Annotated in this window: 15 protein-coding genes; 10 read left to right on the forward strand and 5 right to left on the reverse strand. The window is 67.8% G+C overall.

Features of this window, described 5'->3' with window-relative positions; translation table 11 throughout:
• Nucleotides 1–253: 253 nt before the first annotated feature.
• From IEY61_RS14560 to IEY61_RS14570, 3 genes are all read left to right on the forward strand, one after another.
• Entirely contained in the window at nt 254–838 is a 585-nt protein-coding gene (locus IEY61_RS14560) for a TetR/AcrR family transcriptional regulator (protein WP_189044457.1), read from the forward strand.
• A gap of 78 nt (nt 839–916) precedes the next feature.
• Nucleotides 917–2,263 (forward strand): MFS transporter, encoded by a 1,347-nt coding sequence (locus tag IEY61_RS14565; protein ID WP_189044458.1) that lies wholly within the window; start codon nt 917–919, stop codon nt 2,261–2,263.
• A 22-nt stretch (nt 2,264–2,285) separates the two neighbouring features.
• Complete coding sequence (locus tag IEY61_RS14570; protein WP_189044459.1) at nt 2,286–3,044, forward strand: SDR family NAD(P)-dependent oxidoreductase; 759 nt, start codon at nt 2,286–2,288, stop codon at nt 3,042–3,044.
• A gap of 81 nt (nt 3,045–3,125) precedes the next feature.
• Here IEY61_RS14570 and IEY61_RS14575 read toward each other — a convergent pair whose 3' ends face one another.
• Nucleotides 3,126–3,965: an NAD(P)H-binding protein gene (locus IEY61_RS14575; RefSeq protein ID WP_189044460.1), complete on the reverse strand. Its 840-nt coding sequence runs from the start codon at nt 3,963–3,965 to the stop codon at nt 3,126–3,128.
• 72 nt (nt 3,966–4,037) lie between these two features.
• On the opposite strand from IEY61_RS14575, the gene IEY61_RS14580 reads away from it, so the two are divergent.
• The 5 genes from IEY61_RS14580 (at nt 4,038) to IEY61_RS14600 (ending at nt 10,144) form a co-directional block, all read left to right on the forward strand.
• Nucleotides 4,038–4,976 (forward strand): AraC family transcriptional regulator, encoded by a 939-nt coding sequence (locus IEY61_RS14580; RefSeq protein ID WP_189044461.1) that lies wholly within the window; start codon nt 4,038–4,040, stop codon nt 4,974–4,976.
• Nucleotides 4,977–5,198: 222 nt separating this feature from the next.
• Complete coding sequence (locus tag IEY61_RS14585; protein WP_189044462.1) at nt 5,199–6,017, forward strand: DedA family protein; 819 nt, start codon at nt 5,199–5,201, stop codon at nt 6,015–6,017.
• On the forward strand, nt 6,014–8,278 hold the full coding sequence (locus IEY61_RS14590; protein WP_229705908.1) for an MMPL family transporter: 2,265 nt from the start codon (nt 6,014–6,016) through the stop codon (nt 8,276–8,278). Before IEY61_RS14585 ends, IEY61_RS14590 begins: the two co-directional genes overlap by 4 nt.
• 88 nt (nt 8,279–8,366) lie before the next feature.
• Complete coding sequence (locus IEY61_RS14595) at nt 8,367–9,509, forward strand: sensor histidine kinase (RefSeq protein WP_229705909.1); 1,143 nt, start codon at nt 8,367–8,369, stop codon at nt 9,507–9,509.
• Nucleotides 9,500–10,144 carry a response regulator gene (locus tag IEY61_RS14600; RefSeq protein WP_189044463.1) on the forward strand — a complete coding sequence of 215 codons (645 nt, stop codon included), beginning with the start codon at nt 9,500–9,502 and terminating at the stop codon, nt 10,142–10,144. Before IEY61_RS14595 ends, IEY61_RS14600 begins: the two co-directional genes overlap by 10 nt.
• Nucleotides 10,145–10,382: 238 nt before the next feature.
• Here IEY61_RS14600 and IEY61_RS14605 read toward each other — a convergent pair whose 3' ends face one another.
• Nucleotides 10,383–10,871, reverse strand: a complete 489-nt coding sequence (locus IEY61_RS14605) for a hypothetical protein (RefSeq protein WP_189044465.1) — start codon at nt 10,869–10,871, stop codon at nt 10,383–10,385.
• A gap of 175 nt (nt 10,872–11,046) precedes the next feature.
• Nucleotides 11,047–11,562: a hypothetical protein gene (locus IEY61_RS14610; RefSeq protein WP_189044467.1), complete on the reverse strand. Its 516-nt coding sequence runs from the start codon at nt 11,560–11,562 to the stop codon at nt 11,047–11,049.
• A gap of 140 nt (nt 11,563–11,702) precedes the next feature.
• On the opposite strand from IEY61_RS14610, the gene IEY61_RS14615 reads away from it, so the two are divergent.
• A complete protein-coding gene (locus IEY61_RS14615) occupies nt 11,703–12,437 on the forward strand; it encodes a VOC family protein (RefSeq protein WP_189044469.1) in 735 nt (244 codons plus the stop codon).
• A 136-nt stretch (nt 12,438–12,573) separates the two neighbouring features.
• Here IEY61_RS14615 and IEY61_RS14620 read toward each other — a convergent pair whose 3' ends face one another.
• A complete protein-coding gene (locus tag IEY61_RS14620; protein WP_189044471.1) occupies nt 12,574–13,797 on the reverse strand; it encodes a DUF418 domain-containing protein in 1,224 nt (407 codons plus the stop codon).
• A 265-nt stretch (nt 13,798–14,062) separates the two neighbouring features.
• Here IEY61_RS14620 and IEY61_RS14625 point away from each other — a divergent pair, with 265 nt between their 5' ends.
• Entirely contained in the window at nt 14,063–14,728 is a 666-nt protein-coding gene (locus IEY61_RS14625; protein ID WP_189044474.1) for a TetR/AcrR family transcriptional regulator, read from the forward strand.
• Nucleotides 14,729–14,767: 39 nt separating this feature from the next.
• Here IEY61_RS14625 and IEY61_RS14630 read toward each other — a convergent pair whose 3' ends face one another.
• A complete protein-coding gene (locus tag IEY61_RS14630) occupies nt 14,768–15,667 on the reverse strand; it encodes a DODA-type extradiol aromatic ring-opening family dioxygenase (RefSeq protein ID WP_189044477.1) in 900 nt (299 codons plus the stop codon).
• Nucleotides 15,668–15,784 lie beyond the last annotated feature (117 nt).

A 15,784-nucleotide genomic window follows, 5' to 3' on the forward strand; every position in this document is an offset into this window, starting at 1 on the left:
CACTGGGACTGAGTGAGTCGTTGGATCTGGTGTGACCGTCGAAGACGCGTTGGCGGAGAGGTCCGTGTAGGGCAGGGCATACCTGCTGTCATGGCAGGGGTCGTTGCATCCTTCGGGCTGGCAGATGGGTTACTGCCGCGTGCGTCAGGCTCCATCCACCGACGCCGGACGATCGCCCGAGGCCAGTGACGCTGACGACCTGCCGCATAACCTAACTTGACCGATCGGTCTGGAAAGGTCTATCGTCTGCGGCGTGGCCAGGACCAAGGAATTCGATCCGGACGCCGCGCTGCAGTCGGCCCTGGAGCTGTTCTGGCGGCGCGGCTACGAAGCGACCTCGATGGCAGACCTCGTCGAGCACCTCGGGATCGGCCGTGCCAGCATCTACGCAACCTTCGGCAGCAAGCACGAGCTGTACCTGAAGGCTATGGACCGGTACACCGAGATGCGAAACCAACCTCTCCTGGCCGAGCTGTCTCAGCCGGGCCCCGCACTGCCTGCGGTGCGGGCGATGGTGCGCCGCTTTGCCGCCGAAGCCGCCTCTCCCGAAAAGCGCGCGAGTGGTTGCTTCATCACTAATACGGCAGCCGAGCTGGCTCCGCACGATCCCGCTGCCGCCCGGCGGGTGGAGATCAGCTGGGAGCATGTCGAAACCCTGCTGCATTCCGCCCTTGCGCGAGCACAGGCTCAAGGCGAGTTGCCCGAGGATCATGACCCGCGCGCACTGGCCCGCATGCTGTTCGTCCTGCTGCAGGGTTTACGGATCGTCGGCAAGGCGTCGAACGATCCCGCCCGAGTGCGCGACGCGGCCGAGCAGGCGCTAGCGCTGCTGGGCTGAACCACACTCGCTGAACTAATTGGGTTCACTTCCGCACGCCTAAATAATTGACCGATCGGTCAAGAAAAGGAGGAGAGCGTGGCGGCCACGGACGTTGCCCGCGCCACCGGAGTGGGCCATCGATACGCCTTCCTCCTCCTCGGCAGTGTCCAAACGACACTGATCTTCACGCTCACCGCGATCCTCGTGCCGCTACCCCGCATCGGACGCGAGTTCGACCTGGAACGCGCTGACTTGATCCTGCTCAGCGCGGCATACGGACTGACCTTTGCCGGGCTGTTGCTCTTCGGCGGACGCCTCGCCGACCGCTGCGGCGGGCGCCAAACACTCACCGCAGGCCTCGTCATCTTCGCCACCGCCTCGGCTGTGGCCCCGCTCGTCCCCGGCATCGGGACACTGCTCGCGGTGCGCTTCGCGCAGGGCGCGGGTGCGGCTCTCGTCGCGCCGGCCGCCATGGCCGTGCTGCGCGCCGTCTTTCCCGCGCCCACGGCGTACGGTCGGGCGCTGGCCACCTGGGGCGGGCTGTCGGTACTCGGTGCGACCGCAGGCAACCTGCTCTCCGGCGTCATTTCGGCGCTGCTGTCCTGGCGCTGGGTCTTCGCCGTACCGCTTATGGTGGCGGTCGCGGCCCTCGTCCTTGCACCCCGGCTGCTGCCGGAAACCGCGCCGAGTCGGGGCAGGTCTCTCGACCTGTCGGGCGCTCTGCTCGCCACCGCCGGGATCACCCTCGCCAGTTACGGGCTCGTCGTCACCGACGCCCGCCCCTGGTTGTCGGCCGGCGTGCTCGTACCACTGCTCGCCGGGGCTGCGCTGCTTGTCGCGTTCATGTGCGCCGAAAAGCACACCGGCGATCCGCTGCTGCCGCCCGGGTTCCTGCTCGACCGGCGGCGGGCCCTCGCCCTCGGGGCTACCGCAATGAGCGCTTGCGGGACCTCGATGGCGTTCGTGGTCCTCTCGCTCCACCTCCAGCAGGCTCGCGACTGGTCACCGCTGCAGGTCTCGGCCGCTTTCGTGCCCTTCGCCATCGTGCTGATCGCCGCGGGCTGGATGGCAAAACGGCTCATCGGCCGGTACGGCGTCCAGACCACCACGGTTGCCGGGCTCAGCATGGGAGCTGCCGGGCTCGCCCTTCTCGCGCTAACCGGGCTCGATGCGCACATCTCGTACGCGTATGGATTGCTGCCGGGTCTCGTGCTGTTGCCGGCCGGCGCCGCCGCCTCCTTCGCGGGTGCCGCCGTGCTCTCCGTCGAAGGTGTGCCGCAGCAGCAGACCGGGCTAGCGGGCGGTGCGCTGAACACGGCGATGGAATTCGGGCCGACTGTCCTCTTCGCAGTCCTGCTCACGCTTGGCAGCGACGCCTCGTCCCTGGCCGCGACGGGGGCCGTACTCGCCGTCGTCGCCATCCTGACCTACCGCACCAAGTAATCCCTCTCAAGGAGTCACCGAAATGAATCGCTTCACCGACAAGACCGTCCTCGTCACCGGCGCTGGCGGCGTGCTGGGCCGTACCGCCGCCCTGTCGTTCGCGCAGGAGGGAGCGGCCGTCGCCGTCGCCGATCTCAACGAGAGTGCCGTGCACGAAACCGTCAAGATGATCGAGTCCGAGGGTGGGAAGGCGTCCGGCATCATCGTCGACGTCACCAGCTCCGAAAGCGTCAAGGCGATGGTCGACACCGTGGTCTCCCGCCACGGTGGCCTGCACATCGCGTTCAACAACGCCGGCATTCTGGGCGGCGGCACACCGGTCGGCGAGCACGACGAGGACGTGTGGAACAAGGTCCTCGCGGTCAACCTCACGGGCGTCTTCCTCGCTTTGAAGTACGAGACCGCGCAGATGGCGGCCAACGGCGGCGGCGTCATCGTCAACACCGCCTCCAACCTGGGCGCCCACTGGCGGTTGGCCGGCATGAGCGCCTACTCGACGTCCAAAGCGGGAGTCAGCTTCCTGACCCGTACCGCCGCGCTCGAATACATCAATCAGGGCGTGCGCATCAACTCCATCAGCCCCGGGCCGATCGACACCCCGATGTCCTACCTCCCTGGTGAGACCCGCGAGCAGCGTGACGCCCGCCTCGCCCCGACCGTGCCGCTGGGCCGCGTCGCCGACCCCCAGGAGATCGCCAACGCCGTCCTCTGGCTGGCCTCCGAGGAGTCCAGCTACGTCGTCGGCCACGACCACGTGATCGATGGTGGCGCCACCGCCTGACATCGGCGGCCGACGGCGGGTGTGACCCACTGTGAGGAGGGGACCGGACGCCCACGGCCCCCTCCTTCGAGGGTTTCGTCTCTACTCCCTGCCCCAAGTACCCGTGGCGGCGGTGGCCTTGGCGTAGTCGGCGAAGTCCCGGGGCGGTCGGCCCAGGGCGCGCTGCACCCCGTCGGCCAACCGGGCGTTGCGGCCGTCCAGCACGGTCGTGAACAGGTACGTCAGCAACTCGACGACCTCTCCCGGCACGCCTTCGGCGTCCAGCGCCTTGGTGTATTCCTCGACGGAGACCGGGACGAAATCGATGCGCCGGCCCGTCGCCCGTGCGATCTCGCCGACCGCGTCGGCGAAGGTGAGCAGGCGGGGCCCGGTCAACTCGTAGAGCTGCCCCGCGTGTCCGTCCTCGGTCAGCGCCGCCACGGCCACATCGGCGATGTCGTCGGCGTCCACGAAAGGCTCGGGCACGGTTCCGACCGGGAGGACGACCTCGCCGCTCAGTACCGGGTCCCGCAGGTAGTCCTCGCTGAAATTCTGGCTGAACCAGCTCGACCGCAGGATCGTCCAGTCGACTTCGGCGGACTGGATCAGCTTCTCGGCAGCCTGGGCCTCCTCCTCACCACGGCCGGACAGCAGCACCAGCCGGGTCACCCCGGACGCCACCGCGAGATCAGCGAACGCGCCGACGGACTCGGGTGCGCCGGGCACCGCAAGGTCCGGGTAGAAGGACACGTACACCGCGCCGACATCCTGGAGCACCGCCGCCCAGGTTGTCCGGTCCGTCCAGTCGAATGGCTGCGCGGCGGACCGGGAACCAACCCGGACCGCCACTCCACGGCCTCGCAGTCGCTCCACGATCCGGCGGCCGGTCTTGCCCGTACCGCCGAGGACCAGGATCGACTTCTGCTCTTGCTCGTTCGTCATATGCCCAATTGAAATACGGGTTGGCGAGACGCCACATAGCCAAGACACGCAACTTTGTGTTCAATCGTCTACGTGGATGCTATTGGCGGACTGCTTGACGGGCCCCGAGCCCAAGGTGCCTTCCTGCTCCGCTCGATCCTGACTCCACCCTGGTCGATAGCGATCAAGGACGAGGCGCCACTCACCCTGGTGGCCATGGTCCGAGGCGACGCCTGGATCGTTTCCGACGAGACCGCGGCCGTACGGGTCGATTCCGGAGATGTGGCCATCATTCGCGGCACCGGGCCGTACACCGTCGCAGACGACCCGGCCACGAAGCCGCAGGCGATCATCCACCCGGGCCAGCGCTGCACCACCCCGGACGGGCAGGAACTGTTCGAGACCACGCAACTGGGCGTACGCACCTGGGGCAACAGCCTGGACGGCCCGACGATGCTGCTCACCGGCACCTACACGATGCAGGGCGCCGTCAGCCAGCGGCTGCTGAACGCGCTGCCACCGCTGCTGGTCGTCCCGCGGAAATCCTGGGAGTCCCCGTTGATCCCGCTGCTGGCCGCCGAGATCGTGAAGGACGCCCCCGGCCAGGAAGCCGTACTCGATCGTCTGCTCGATCTGCTGCTCATCGCCACGCTGCGCGAGTGGTTCGCCCAGCCGGGGGCGAAGGCCCCTGCCTGGTACAAGGCACATGGCGACCCGGTGGTCGGCCGGGCCCTGCAGTTGCTGCACAACAACCCCGCCCAGCCGTGGACGGTGGCGTCACTGGCCGCCAAGGCCGGGGTCTCCCGGGCGGCGCTGGCACGCCGCTTCACCGCGCTGGTCGGCGAACCGCCCATGTCGTACCTCACCGAATGGCGGCTGGCCCTCGCCGCCGACCTCCTCCGCGAGCCCGGCGCCACCGTCGGCGCGGTCGCCCATCGCGTCGGCTACGGCAGCTCCTTCGCCCTGAGCACCGCCTTCAAACGCCGGCGTGGCGTGAGCCCCCGACAACACCGGACGGCTACTCAGGTGTAGCAGGGTGAGTAGTTTCCAGGGGAGGGACGGCCAAGTCGGACTACAACGGCGCCATCGCTGTTGGCAACGGCACCAGAAGTGACAGCCCGCTACGAGGTGATGAAGCAGGTATTGGGGGCTTGGGGAGTGTGGTTTTCCGCACTCCGGCGGTTGCGGTCGACCTGCTGAGATCGGCGGCCGACCGCATGGTCCGGGCCGCGGTGAGTTCATAGCGTTCTCGGCATGATCCGTTCATGGCACGTGTCGATGCAGGCTGGCCTGGCGATCCAGGAGCCTGATCCGCCGCAGGGCGATCTGGTCGGATTGGTGACCAACCTGACGGAGCGGCTCGGTGCCCCTGGCGCCGGCTTGGCGGTCGCGTTGGAGAATCTGTTCCCGCCGATCCCGAGTGAGGTGATCCTGCCGCTGGCGGGGTTCGCCGCCAGTCAGGGCAAGATGAGCCTGTTCGCCGCCATCACCTGGACCACGATTGGTTCGGTGGTGGGTGCGATGGCGTTGTACTACGTCGGCGTCGCGTTCGGACGGGACCGGGTCCGCGCAATCGCGGCGCGGCTGCCGCTGATCAAGTTGAGCGACATCGACCGAACGGAGGCGTGGTTCGCCCGGCACGGGGTGAAGACGGTCTTCTTCGGCCGGATGATCCCGATCTTCCGCAGCTTGATCTCCATTCCGGCTGGTGTGGAGCGGATGCCGAACGCCACGTTCCTGCTTTACACCACCCTCGGCAGCCTGATCTGGAACACGGTGTTCGTGATGGCCGGCTACCTGCTCGGGGAGAACTGGGACGCCGTCGAGTCGCACGCCGGGACGTTCCAGAAGGTCGTCATCGCGCTGTGCGCACTCGCCGTGGCGTACTTCGTCGTCTTCCGCCTGATCAAGACGCGAAGGCGATCGGCGATGGTGACCGAACTGGCACCCGACGAGCCCGAACCGTACGGGTCGGACACACGCGTCGAGCCGTACGGGCACCCCGGTGATCCGGTCCGAGCCGTACGCGGCAGGGTGTACGGAAGCTCGCGCCGGTCGGCGGATGACCGATGATGCCGGGTGTTGAGAACCGCGTGCCCGGGGGACGCCGCCGGCGGCATGCCGCCCGTGCACCGTTCACCACGCGGGTCGGCCGGTGGAGCGCCACGCATCCCTGGCTTGCGATCGCCGCCTGGCTGTGTTTCGTGGCGGCCAGCGTGGTCGGTGGCAGCCTGGTCGGCACGGTGAAGGCCACCACGCAGGACAGCCTGCACGGGGAGCTGGCCCACGCGGACCGCATCGAGCAGGCCGGCGCGTTCCCGGAGCCCCCGGCAGCGGAGAGTCTCCTGATCACGGCGCGGACCGGCAACCTCGATCTTCAACGTGCGCAGGCTGTGGCGGCCGACCTGTCGGCGCGGATGCGCGTCCTGCCCGAGGTGGCGAAGGTCGCTGACCCGGTTGCCTCCCCCGGCCGGGACGCGGTGCTGATCGAGGTCGAGATGACCGGTTCGGCGAACGACGCTGACGCGAGGGTTGGCCCACTGCTCGAGGTGACCTCGCAGGCCCAGCAGCGGTATCCCGACCTGTGGGTGGAACAGGTGGGGTCAGCATCCTTGGCCAAGGCGTTGACCGAGACACTGACGGCGGATTTCGTCAAGGCGGAGCTGATCAGCGTGCCGGTCGCGCTGGTGATCCTGCTGTTCAGCTTCGGTGCGTTGATCGCCGCCGGAGTGCCCGTCGTGCTGGCGTTGTCGGCGGTGGCCGGTGCGATGGGGCTGGCACAGTTCGCCTCGCATCTCTTCCCGGCAGGAGAATTGGTAAGCAGCATCATCCTGCTGATCGGCATGGCGGTCGGCGTCGACTACTCGCTGTTCTACCTGCGCCGTGAGCGGGAGGAAAGAGCACGCGGGCGTGACCATCGCAGCGCGGTCGAGATCGCGGCCGCCACCTCGGGGCACGCGGTACTGGTCTCAGGAGTCGCGGTCATGGTCGCCATGGCCAGTCTGTTCCTGGTCGGCGACAACACGTTCAGCTCGATGGCCACCGGCTCGATCCTGGTCGTCGGGGTGGCGGTGATCGGATCCCTCACCGCCCTACCCGCGATCCTGGTCGTCCTCGGGTGCTGGGTGGACCGGCCACGAGTGCCCTTCCTCGGTCGGCGAATCCAGAAAGCGGAGCGCAGCCGCTTCTGGGCGGTGGTTCTGCGACCGGCGCTGCGCGCACCGCTGGTGACGTTCGTACTCTCGGTCGGAGTACTGGTGGTCGTCGCCATCCCGGCACTGGAAATGAACCTCAAGCGGCCGACCGTCACCGACCTGCCCCGCTCGATCCCGATTCTGCGCACCTACGACCGCCTGGCTCAGGCATTTCCGAGCAACGATCTGGGCACCAGCCACGTCGTCGCGATCCGCACCGGCGTCGCCGAAGGACCGGCGGTGGAGCAGGGACTCGCCGAGCTTTCCAAGCGAATCAAGGGGGACAGCCGGTTCGCCCAGGATCGGGCCTTGACCGTACGCAGGTCCGCCGATGGCACTGTCTTTCTGGCCACCGTCCGTGTGTCGGGCACCAGCGACAGCAGCGAGGCGGCCCAGTCGCTGCACCGGCTGCGCACCGAACTGCTGCCGGAGACGGTCGGCCGGGTCCCAGGCACGGAGTGGGCGGTGGCAGGCCGTACCGCGAGCGATGCCGACTTCCGCGACCGCATGGCGGCGGCGCTGCCGTCGGTTGTCGCGTTCGTGTTCGGCATGACGTTCCTGGTCATGCTCGTCACGTTCCGGTCGGTGGTGGTGGCGTTGAGCTCGGTTCTGCTCAACACGATCTCCGTGGCCGCCTCGTACGGACTGCTGGTGCTGGTGTTCCAGCACACCTGGGCGGAAAATCTGCTCGGGTTCACCTCCAACGGCGCGGTCGTGTCCTGGCTGCCGCTGATGCTGTTTGTGATCCTCTTCGGGCTCTCGATGGACTACCACGTGTTCGTCGTGAGCCGAATCCGCGAGGCGGTCCAGCGCGGCGTTCCGACCCGCCTGGCGATCGAGCAGGGCATCGTCTCGTCAGCGTCCACGGTCAGCAGCGCCGCGATCATCATGGTCGCCGTCTTCTGCATCTTCGCCACCCTGTCGATCGTCGAGTTCAAACAACTCGGCGTGGGGCTCGCCGCCGCGATCCTGATCGACGCCACCATCATTCGCGCGGTCGTCCTGCCGTCCCTCATGCGGCTGCTCGGCGAAGCGAACTGGTGGGCCCCACGATTCCTCGCCGGCCGCCGAACAACCGATGTCACCCGACGTGACAGCGAGGCTGATACACAGGTCATCATGGTCGCCGGCGACCGGTAGTCAGTTTGGGCGGGCGGCCGGGCACCCCCGATGCTCGTGACCGCCCGCCATCGCCCCGAGACGACCTGAGCTACGGAGGGAGGACCTGGTGACAAAGCGCGCGGCCCGGTGGAGCCGACCGGTGGGGGGCGTGGCAGTCGGCGTCCTGACCGCTGCGGTCGAGGTGCTGTTCCTGCTCCTCGCCGGGCTCGTCATGGTCGCGCTCTCGCCTGTGCCGACAGTTCGCCGGCGCATCGGGATCATCATCGTCCGGCTCACCCGGCGTATCGCGGAGTGGGAGCGGCGACGCCTGGCCGTCATCGCCTCGGAACCAGCCCCGCCCCCGGTCCGGGCGAGCGGACCGCAGGTGCTCGGCTATCTCGGTGCCCGGCTCCTACCCGCGGCGCTCGGCGCGCTCACTGTCGGCCTGCTCGTGGTCGGTGCCGTACTCGCCGCCATCGTGGTGCGCTCTTTCGTGGCGGGCACCATGACCATCGCCGCGTTCCTGCTGCAACTGCTCATCGGTGCAGCCCTGCTGGTGGTGAACCTGCAGGCGATAGCCAGCGTGGCCACACTGGACCGGTGGCTCGCCCGCAGCCTGCTCGAACCCAGCACCCGCGAGGCGTTGCACCAGCGGATCAGCGAACTGGCTGTCAGCCGAGCCGGCGTCATCGCTGCCGTTGACGCCGAACGCCAACGCATCGAACGCGACCTCCACGACGGGCTACAGCAACACCTCGTCGCGCTCGGCATACTGCTTGGCCGGGCGCGACGCAGCCGCGACCCCGACAAGGCGCGCGAACTTCTCGTGCAGGCGCACGAGGACGCGCAGCGCGCCGTCGACGACCTGCGGGACGTGGCCTGGCGCGTCTACCCCTCCGCACTCGACCACACCAGCCTGGACGAGGTGCTGAGCATGGTGGCGCAACGATCGGCCACACCCGTCAAAGTCAGCTACCACGTACCGCTCCGGCCCGCCCGACCGATCGAGACCGTGCTGTACTTCGTCGCGTGCGAAGCGATCACCAACGCCGCGAAACATGCCCGAGCCACCTTGATCACCATCAAGATCGAGACGCGGGACACCAAAATCGAGATGAGCGTACGCGATGACGGCATCGGCGGCGCCGACCCACACGGCAGCGGCCTACAGGGGCTCGCCCGCCGGGTCGCCGCACTCGACGGCCAGTTTGACGTGCACAGCCCAGCCGGCGGCCCGACGATGATCCGGGCGGAACTTCCATGCGCATAGTTCTCGCCGAAGATTCCACCCTGCTCCGCGAAGGACTGGTCCGTCTCCTCGCCGACGAGGGACATCAGGTGGTCGCAGCCGTCGCGGACGCCGACCAGCTCGTCACCGCCGTCGAACAACACCATCCCGATGTCGTCGTCACCGACGTCCGCATGCCGCCCACCAACACCGACGACGGACTGCGGGCCGCGCTGGAGATCCGCCGCCGCTGGCCTAACATCGCCGTACTCGTCCTGTCCCAGTACGTCGAAAGACGCTACGCCGCCAAACTCCTCGCCGACCGGTCCGAAGGCGTCGGCTACGTCCTGAAGGACCGCGTCGCCCAGGTCGAAGACTTCCTCGACGCGCTCGACCGAATCGCCGCCGGCGCAACGGCCCTCGACCCCGAGGTGGTCCGGCAACTCATGTCCGCCAGCAGCCACACTGACCCGCTCAGCCGCCTCACCCCCCGCGAGCGCGACGTACTGCACCACATGGCCCAGGGACACACCAACGCCGCCATCGCCGGACGGCTACACGTGTCGCAGAGCGCGGTCGAGAAACACATCAATACGATCTTCGACAAGCTCGACCTGTCCCACGTGACCGGTTACAGCCGCCGGGTCTTGGCGATCCTGCACTACCTCGGCTCCTAATCGATCCGGGCCTCCGGCCCGTACCGGTAGATGTCCGGGGGTGCGTCACGAGTTCGCATCGACTGCGGGGTGGGGATCGGAGGGGCCGACACCTAAGGGGTCAGGGCGACAAGGAGTTTGTATGTCCGGTCGGACGCTACACCTTGTCGCCCCAGCCACCTCGCCTCCAAGGCACGCTCTATTTCGCAGGTGATGGAGGCGTCTGAGGCGATGAACTCCTCGCCATTCTTGAGCTGAGTCAGTTGTAGTGGGCGAACTCTGTATAGTCGTTCCAGATCCAGCCCTTAACGCCAGTGCAGCAGTCCGAGTGCCACCACAGGTTTCCGTGATCGTTCACGCAGCGCTTGTCGATGCGGAAAAGCGTCTTGGACTTCCACGTTGCTATCACCGGGGATGACCCGTAATAGCTGCTGTGCACCTTGGCGCTGCCGACGATGACTCGCCTCATGTGCGGCGTCCAAGCGAAGCATGAGGCCGCAGCTTCGACGTCCGCCGGTTCGGCGTCCATCTCGTTCGCCGTTGCGCTCGGAATTGATCGACTGCCACAGATGCCGGCATGGCAACAGGAAGGATGCCGGCAAACGTGAGCGCGAAAGCTCCGCCCGCCGCCGCGAGTCACTTCGCCGTTACTTTCCTCATAAATTCCCCCAAACCTGTAGGTGTTGTTGAACCGTATAGGTATCGCGGTTTCTGCGAAGTCCATCTTGGGTGACAGGTAGATGAACATGACTTGACCAGGGGTTCAGCTGGTAGGCCTATGTAAATGGGCCTACCAGCCACCGCGGACATCTTCCAGGACCCCGACTGGCAGCACGTCGGGGATCACAGGCCCTGGTGGTCGCCCCGGATCCCACCCTCACTCTGAGCTGAGTGGATGCGGCCCTGATGCCACCTGCCCGGGTTCAGTCCGCGAGTTCGATGATCGGTCGGTTGCTGACGACCGCCGTCAGGATCATCGGGGCATCGCCGTCGCACTGGTTGACGGAAACCCCGACCCACCGACCGCTGGGGTTCACCGGCTCCCACACGGCCAGATCGCCGTAACAGTCCACATCGCACAGCGACTGAAAGAGCGGCAGTATCGGTTCGCCGGCCCGAGCACGAAAGAGCGGCACGCGCATGGAAACCGGCCGGTGGGGACCCCATCGGCGGTCCAGTTCGCGTACGACGAGAGCCAGGTTCTCCGCTGCGGCCTCCTCCGCCTCGTTCCAGTCCCTCCCGTACACCCCGGTGAGCCCTTCGCTTTCCCAGATCGGCCTGATCTCGAAGCCATCGCCCCTGGTGGCGGTCCACTCCCCGGTTTCTGGGTCCCCCTCCCTGACTGCCGAGCCGCCGGCCGGTAGGTCCACGGCGAGGAGCGCCTCGATGTCGTAGATGGCCCGGTCGGTCGAGAACGCTTCACCGGCGCGGCTGGTCACCGCACGACTCGTTCCACCGCTACCAACGTCCACGCGGCCAATGGCGCATGGCCTGTCTCCTTCCGCCTTCGGCCCTCGGATTATCGCGTGGTCCGTAGGCCAGCCGTTTGTGTCGGTGGTCGGTGGCAGGATCACTCGGCATGGCAGGTGCTAGCAGTTTTCAACTCAAGACCGTGGTGTTCGACGCGCGTGATCATCGGGGGTTGGCCCGGTTCTACGTCGCCCTGACCGGCGGCAAGGAGCAGTACGCCGACGACGAGTGGGCGACGGCCCTCACCGGTGACGGTTGGCGGCTCGGGTTCCAGGCCGCCCCCGACCATGTAGCGCCGCAGTGGCCCGACCCGGGGCACCCGCAGCAGATGCACATGGATTTTCGGGTGGCCGACCTGGCTGCGGCCACGGCTGAGGCCGAGAAGCTCGGCGCGCGAAAGATTGGCAGCGGTAGCAACTGGAACGTGATGGTCGACCCGGCCGGGCACCCCTTCTGCCTGTGCGCCTACGAGCAGACCGAGCCCATCACGACGTCCGCGGTCACCATCGACTGCCCCGACGGTGAACCGCTGTCGGCGTTCTACGCGGCCCTGCTCGGATACAAGGTCAAGTACTCACAGGACAAGATGGCCTGGATCGGCGCCGAGGAGCCAACCCCAATGGGCGAGATCTTCTTCCAGCCGGTGGCCGACTACAACCCGCCGCGGTGGCCGGATCCTGCACACCCGCAGCAATTGCACCTGGACTTTCTGGTCGAAGACATCGACGCGTCCGAGCCTCGGGTGCTCGAGCTCGGTGCGACCCGGCTGCCCGGCGACGGGGAAAACTGGCGAGTGTACGCGGACCCGGACGGCCACCCGTTCTGCCTGGTCTGGATGGTCTGATCGTGCGACGGCGGGTCGGGCAGCGGCTGGTCGACCTGCTCATCCCCGCCGTCGCACCTGCCCGATCTGCCACACCCCCGACTGCGCAGTGGCCCACGCCGCACGCGACGTCCTCGACACCATCAAGCAGATGCGTCTATCGCCGCATGGTGGGCCGCTTGCGGTGCGTCCACGCGCGCAACACCCATTCGGCGGGGCCGTACCGGAACCGCCGCATCCACCACCAGCTGGCCGCCACCTGTAGCACGAAGATCGCCACTGCGATGAGCAGGGTCTGCGCCGGCGAGGTACGGCCGACCAGGCCCAGCCCGACGCCGGTGAAGACGAGCAGGCAGACGAGCGACTGGCCGAGATAGTTCGTCAGGGCCATACGTCCCGCAGGCGCCAACGCGTCCGCGACGCGCGGCCGCCGGGTGAACAGACGCAGCAGGGTCGCGGCGTAGGCCGCCGCGAGGAACGGCGCGGTGACGATGCTGACCATCAGGCCGGTCACGTTCGCGGTGCCGCCGCCGACCGCGAACAGGGTGGCACCGGCCAGGCCGACCGGATAGCCGACCTGCTCGCATCGACGCAGCAGATCCTGGTGGCTGTGCACGGCAGCGAGCATCCGGTGCTTGCCGGCGGCGAGACCGACGAGGAACCCGGCGAAGGCCAACGGCCCCTGCACGGCAAGCCCACCGAGCATGGCCGGCAACGAACGCAGGTGCTCCAGGACGACATCACCGAATCCGCCGCGCAGGGCCTCCGCCGAATGCGCGCCGGCGGCGAGCGCGGCGGCCTCGTCCGGGACCAGCGCGGCACCGGAGACCGCAGCCAGACCCATCACGAACGCGACCACGCCCACGATGGCCGCCGCTACGAGCAGGGCGGTACGCGGCTCGATCCGGCGAACGGCGAGCAGCACGAGACCGAGCACCGCGTACGTGGTGAGGATGTCGCCGTGGAACAGCAGCACCGCGTGCAGCGCCCCCAGCACAAACAGCCCGGACAGCCGGCGCAGGAACGACCAGCCGAAGGCCGCCCCACGCCGGGCCGCCGAATCGAGTTGCAGAGTGAAGCTGTAGCCGAACAGGAACGAGAACAACAGGTACGCCTTCATCGCGAACAGCAACTCGACCGCACCTTCGACCAGCCGGTCGAGCGCACCGTGCGCCGGATCGTCGACCAGGTGGAACGCAAATCCGGAGGCGAAGAAGGACACGTTGACCAGCAGGATGAGCAGCAGCGCCGTCCCGCGCAACGCGTCCACGACGTTGATCCGGGCATCGTCGCTGGTCTGGGCGTTGTCACTGGTCCGGTCGTTGTCGAACGACGGTCCCGGTCGGCCGCGGCCCGGCCAGTCAGATCGGAGCACATTCATGGCATCGAGCCTTGTAAAGACCCTCGGTGTCCGTACAGTAGTTTCGTCACACGATCCGGCGTGACGAAAAGCGCCCGAAAGGGATGCCACCATCAGATGTGCCGAGTGCGGAGCCGACCTGCCGGCAGGGGCGGGCCGGGGACGGCCACGCCGTTACTGCTCGCGTAGCTGCCGGGCGCGCGCGTACCGCAGACGCCGTGACCACGGCCCGATCACATCGTCGAAAGGGGTCGACGCGCCGCCTGCGCGCGACGACCCCGACCCGGTGGCCGTCGCGATCGAGCTCGCCGACAGCCTCGGCATCGAGAGCGTCTCCATGCGGCTTCTCGCCGATCGCGCCGGCCTCCCCGCCCACCTGCTGTATCGCCACGTACGCAACCGCAGCGACCTGCTCAGCAGGATGGCCGAGCACGTCATCGACGCGCACCGGTCCCGCACCATCCCATCGCAGGACGATCCACGGGCACAGTTGGCACACCTCGCCCAAGACGAGTGGGCAATGTACCGCAGGCACCCTTGGCTTCTGACCGTTCTTGCCAGCGACCGGCCGCCGACCGGTCCCGCCGTACTCGCCATGGTCGACCGCGTCGTGTCGGTACTGACCGAGGCCGGGTTCGATCCCGCGGAGGCGTACCGCGCCTACCTCGTCCTCAGCGGTTACATCCAGGGCATGGCCCTGCTCATCCGACGCCCGCCAGCCGACAACGATCACTGCACCTGGCGCACCTGGCACTCAGCAACCCGGCTCCGGCTCGAACGCACCGGCCGCCTCCAACAACGGCCGTGGCTGACGGCAGCCAGCCAGACCGACCCCGACGAAGACCTCGACACCTGGTTCGAGTTCGGGCTACGCCGAATGCTCGACGGCTTGCTTCGGGTGCGGTGTCGGGACGGAGGAAACCAGGTCGACGGCGTGGCGCCGGGATGGTGACAGGCTCCCGGTGCCGTTGGGTGCCGGGAGCCTGCGCGGTCAGGCGGCCTGCAGGGAGCGTTTGGCCAGACCGAGGGCGTAGCCGTCGATGACGGTGGTGGATGCGGTGGGGTCGGTGGCGGCACCGAGGGTGACGAACAGCGGGGTGAAGTGCTCCACGGTGGGGTGCGCGTACGGCATGCCCGGAGCCTTGGAGCGGAATCCGGCGAGCTGGTCGACGTCGCCGCGGGTCAGGGCGTCGGCGGCCCACTGGTCGAAGTCAGCCGACCAGCCGGGCACCTGGTCCAGGTTGTGCCAGTCGATGAAGGGCAGCCCGTGGGTCATGTAGCCCGACCCGATCACGAGCACCCCGCTCTCCCGCAGCGCCTTCAGCCGCTGACCCAGTGCCATCAGCCGGTCCGGGTCGTGGGTGGGCATGCTCAGCTGCAGCACCGGAATGTCGGCGTCGGGGTACATGATCTTCAGCGGCACCCAGGCGCCGTGGTCCAGCCCGCGGCCGCGGTGCTCGTGGACCTGCTCAGCATCCGGCAGCAGCCCGACGACCTGCCGGGCCAGCTCCGCAGCCGGCGGGGTGTCGTAGCGCATCCGGTAGTACATCGGGTGGAATCCGCCGAAGTCGTAGACCAGCTCGGTCGGCTGACTGCTGGTGATGCTCAACGGCGCTGACTCCCAGTGCGCGGAGACGATCACGATCGCGCGCGGCTTCGGTAGCGCCCTGGCCCAGGTGTGCAGCTGGGTCATCCAGTCGGGCATTTCAAACAGCATCGGCGCGCCGTGGCTGATGTAGAGCGCCGGCAGCGGACCGGCCGCGGGCGTCCACGGCCGGTGCGGCTCGGCGCGTTCCATCGCGGCCGCGTGCCGTAGGTGCGCGGCGAACGGGTGTTCGGCGGGAATCCGGGCGTCGGCGGCTGCGGTGGTGGAGACGGCGGAGTTGGTCATGGCTGCTACCTCCAGGCTGCGATGTGACTGCCGACTACTTCACGGGTAGTTGAACTCTCAACCACTACTGTACGGCGAATTAGTTGCCGCGTCAAATATCAGGTGGTCCTCCGCTGT

The organism is Micromonospora sonchi (assembly GCF_014646235.1).
In the GTDB taxonomy this organism is placed as follows: Bacteria; Actinomycetota; Actinomycetes; order Mycobacteriales; family Micromonosporaceae; genus Micromonospora; species Micromonospora sonchi.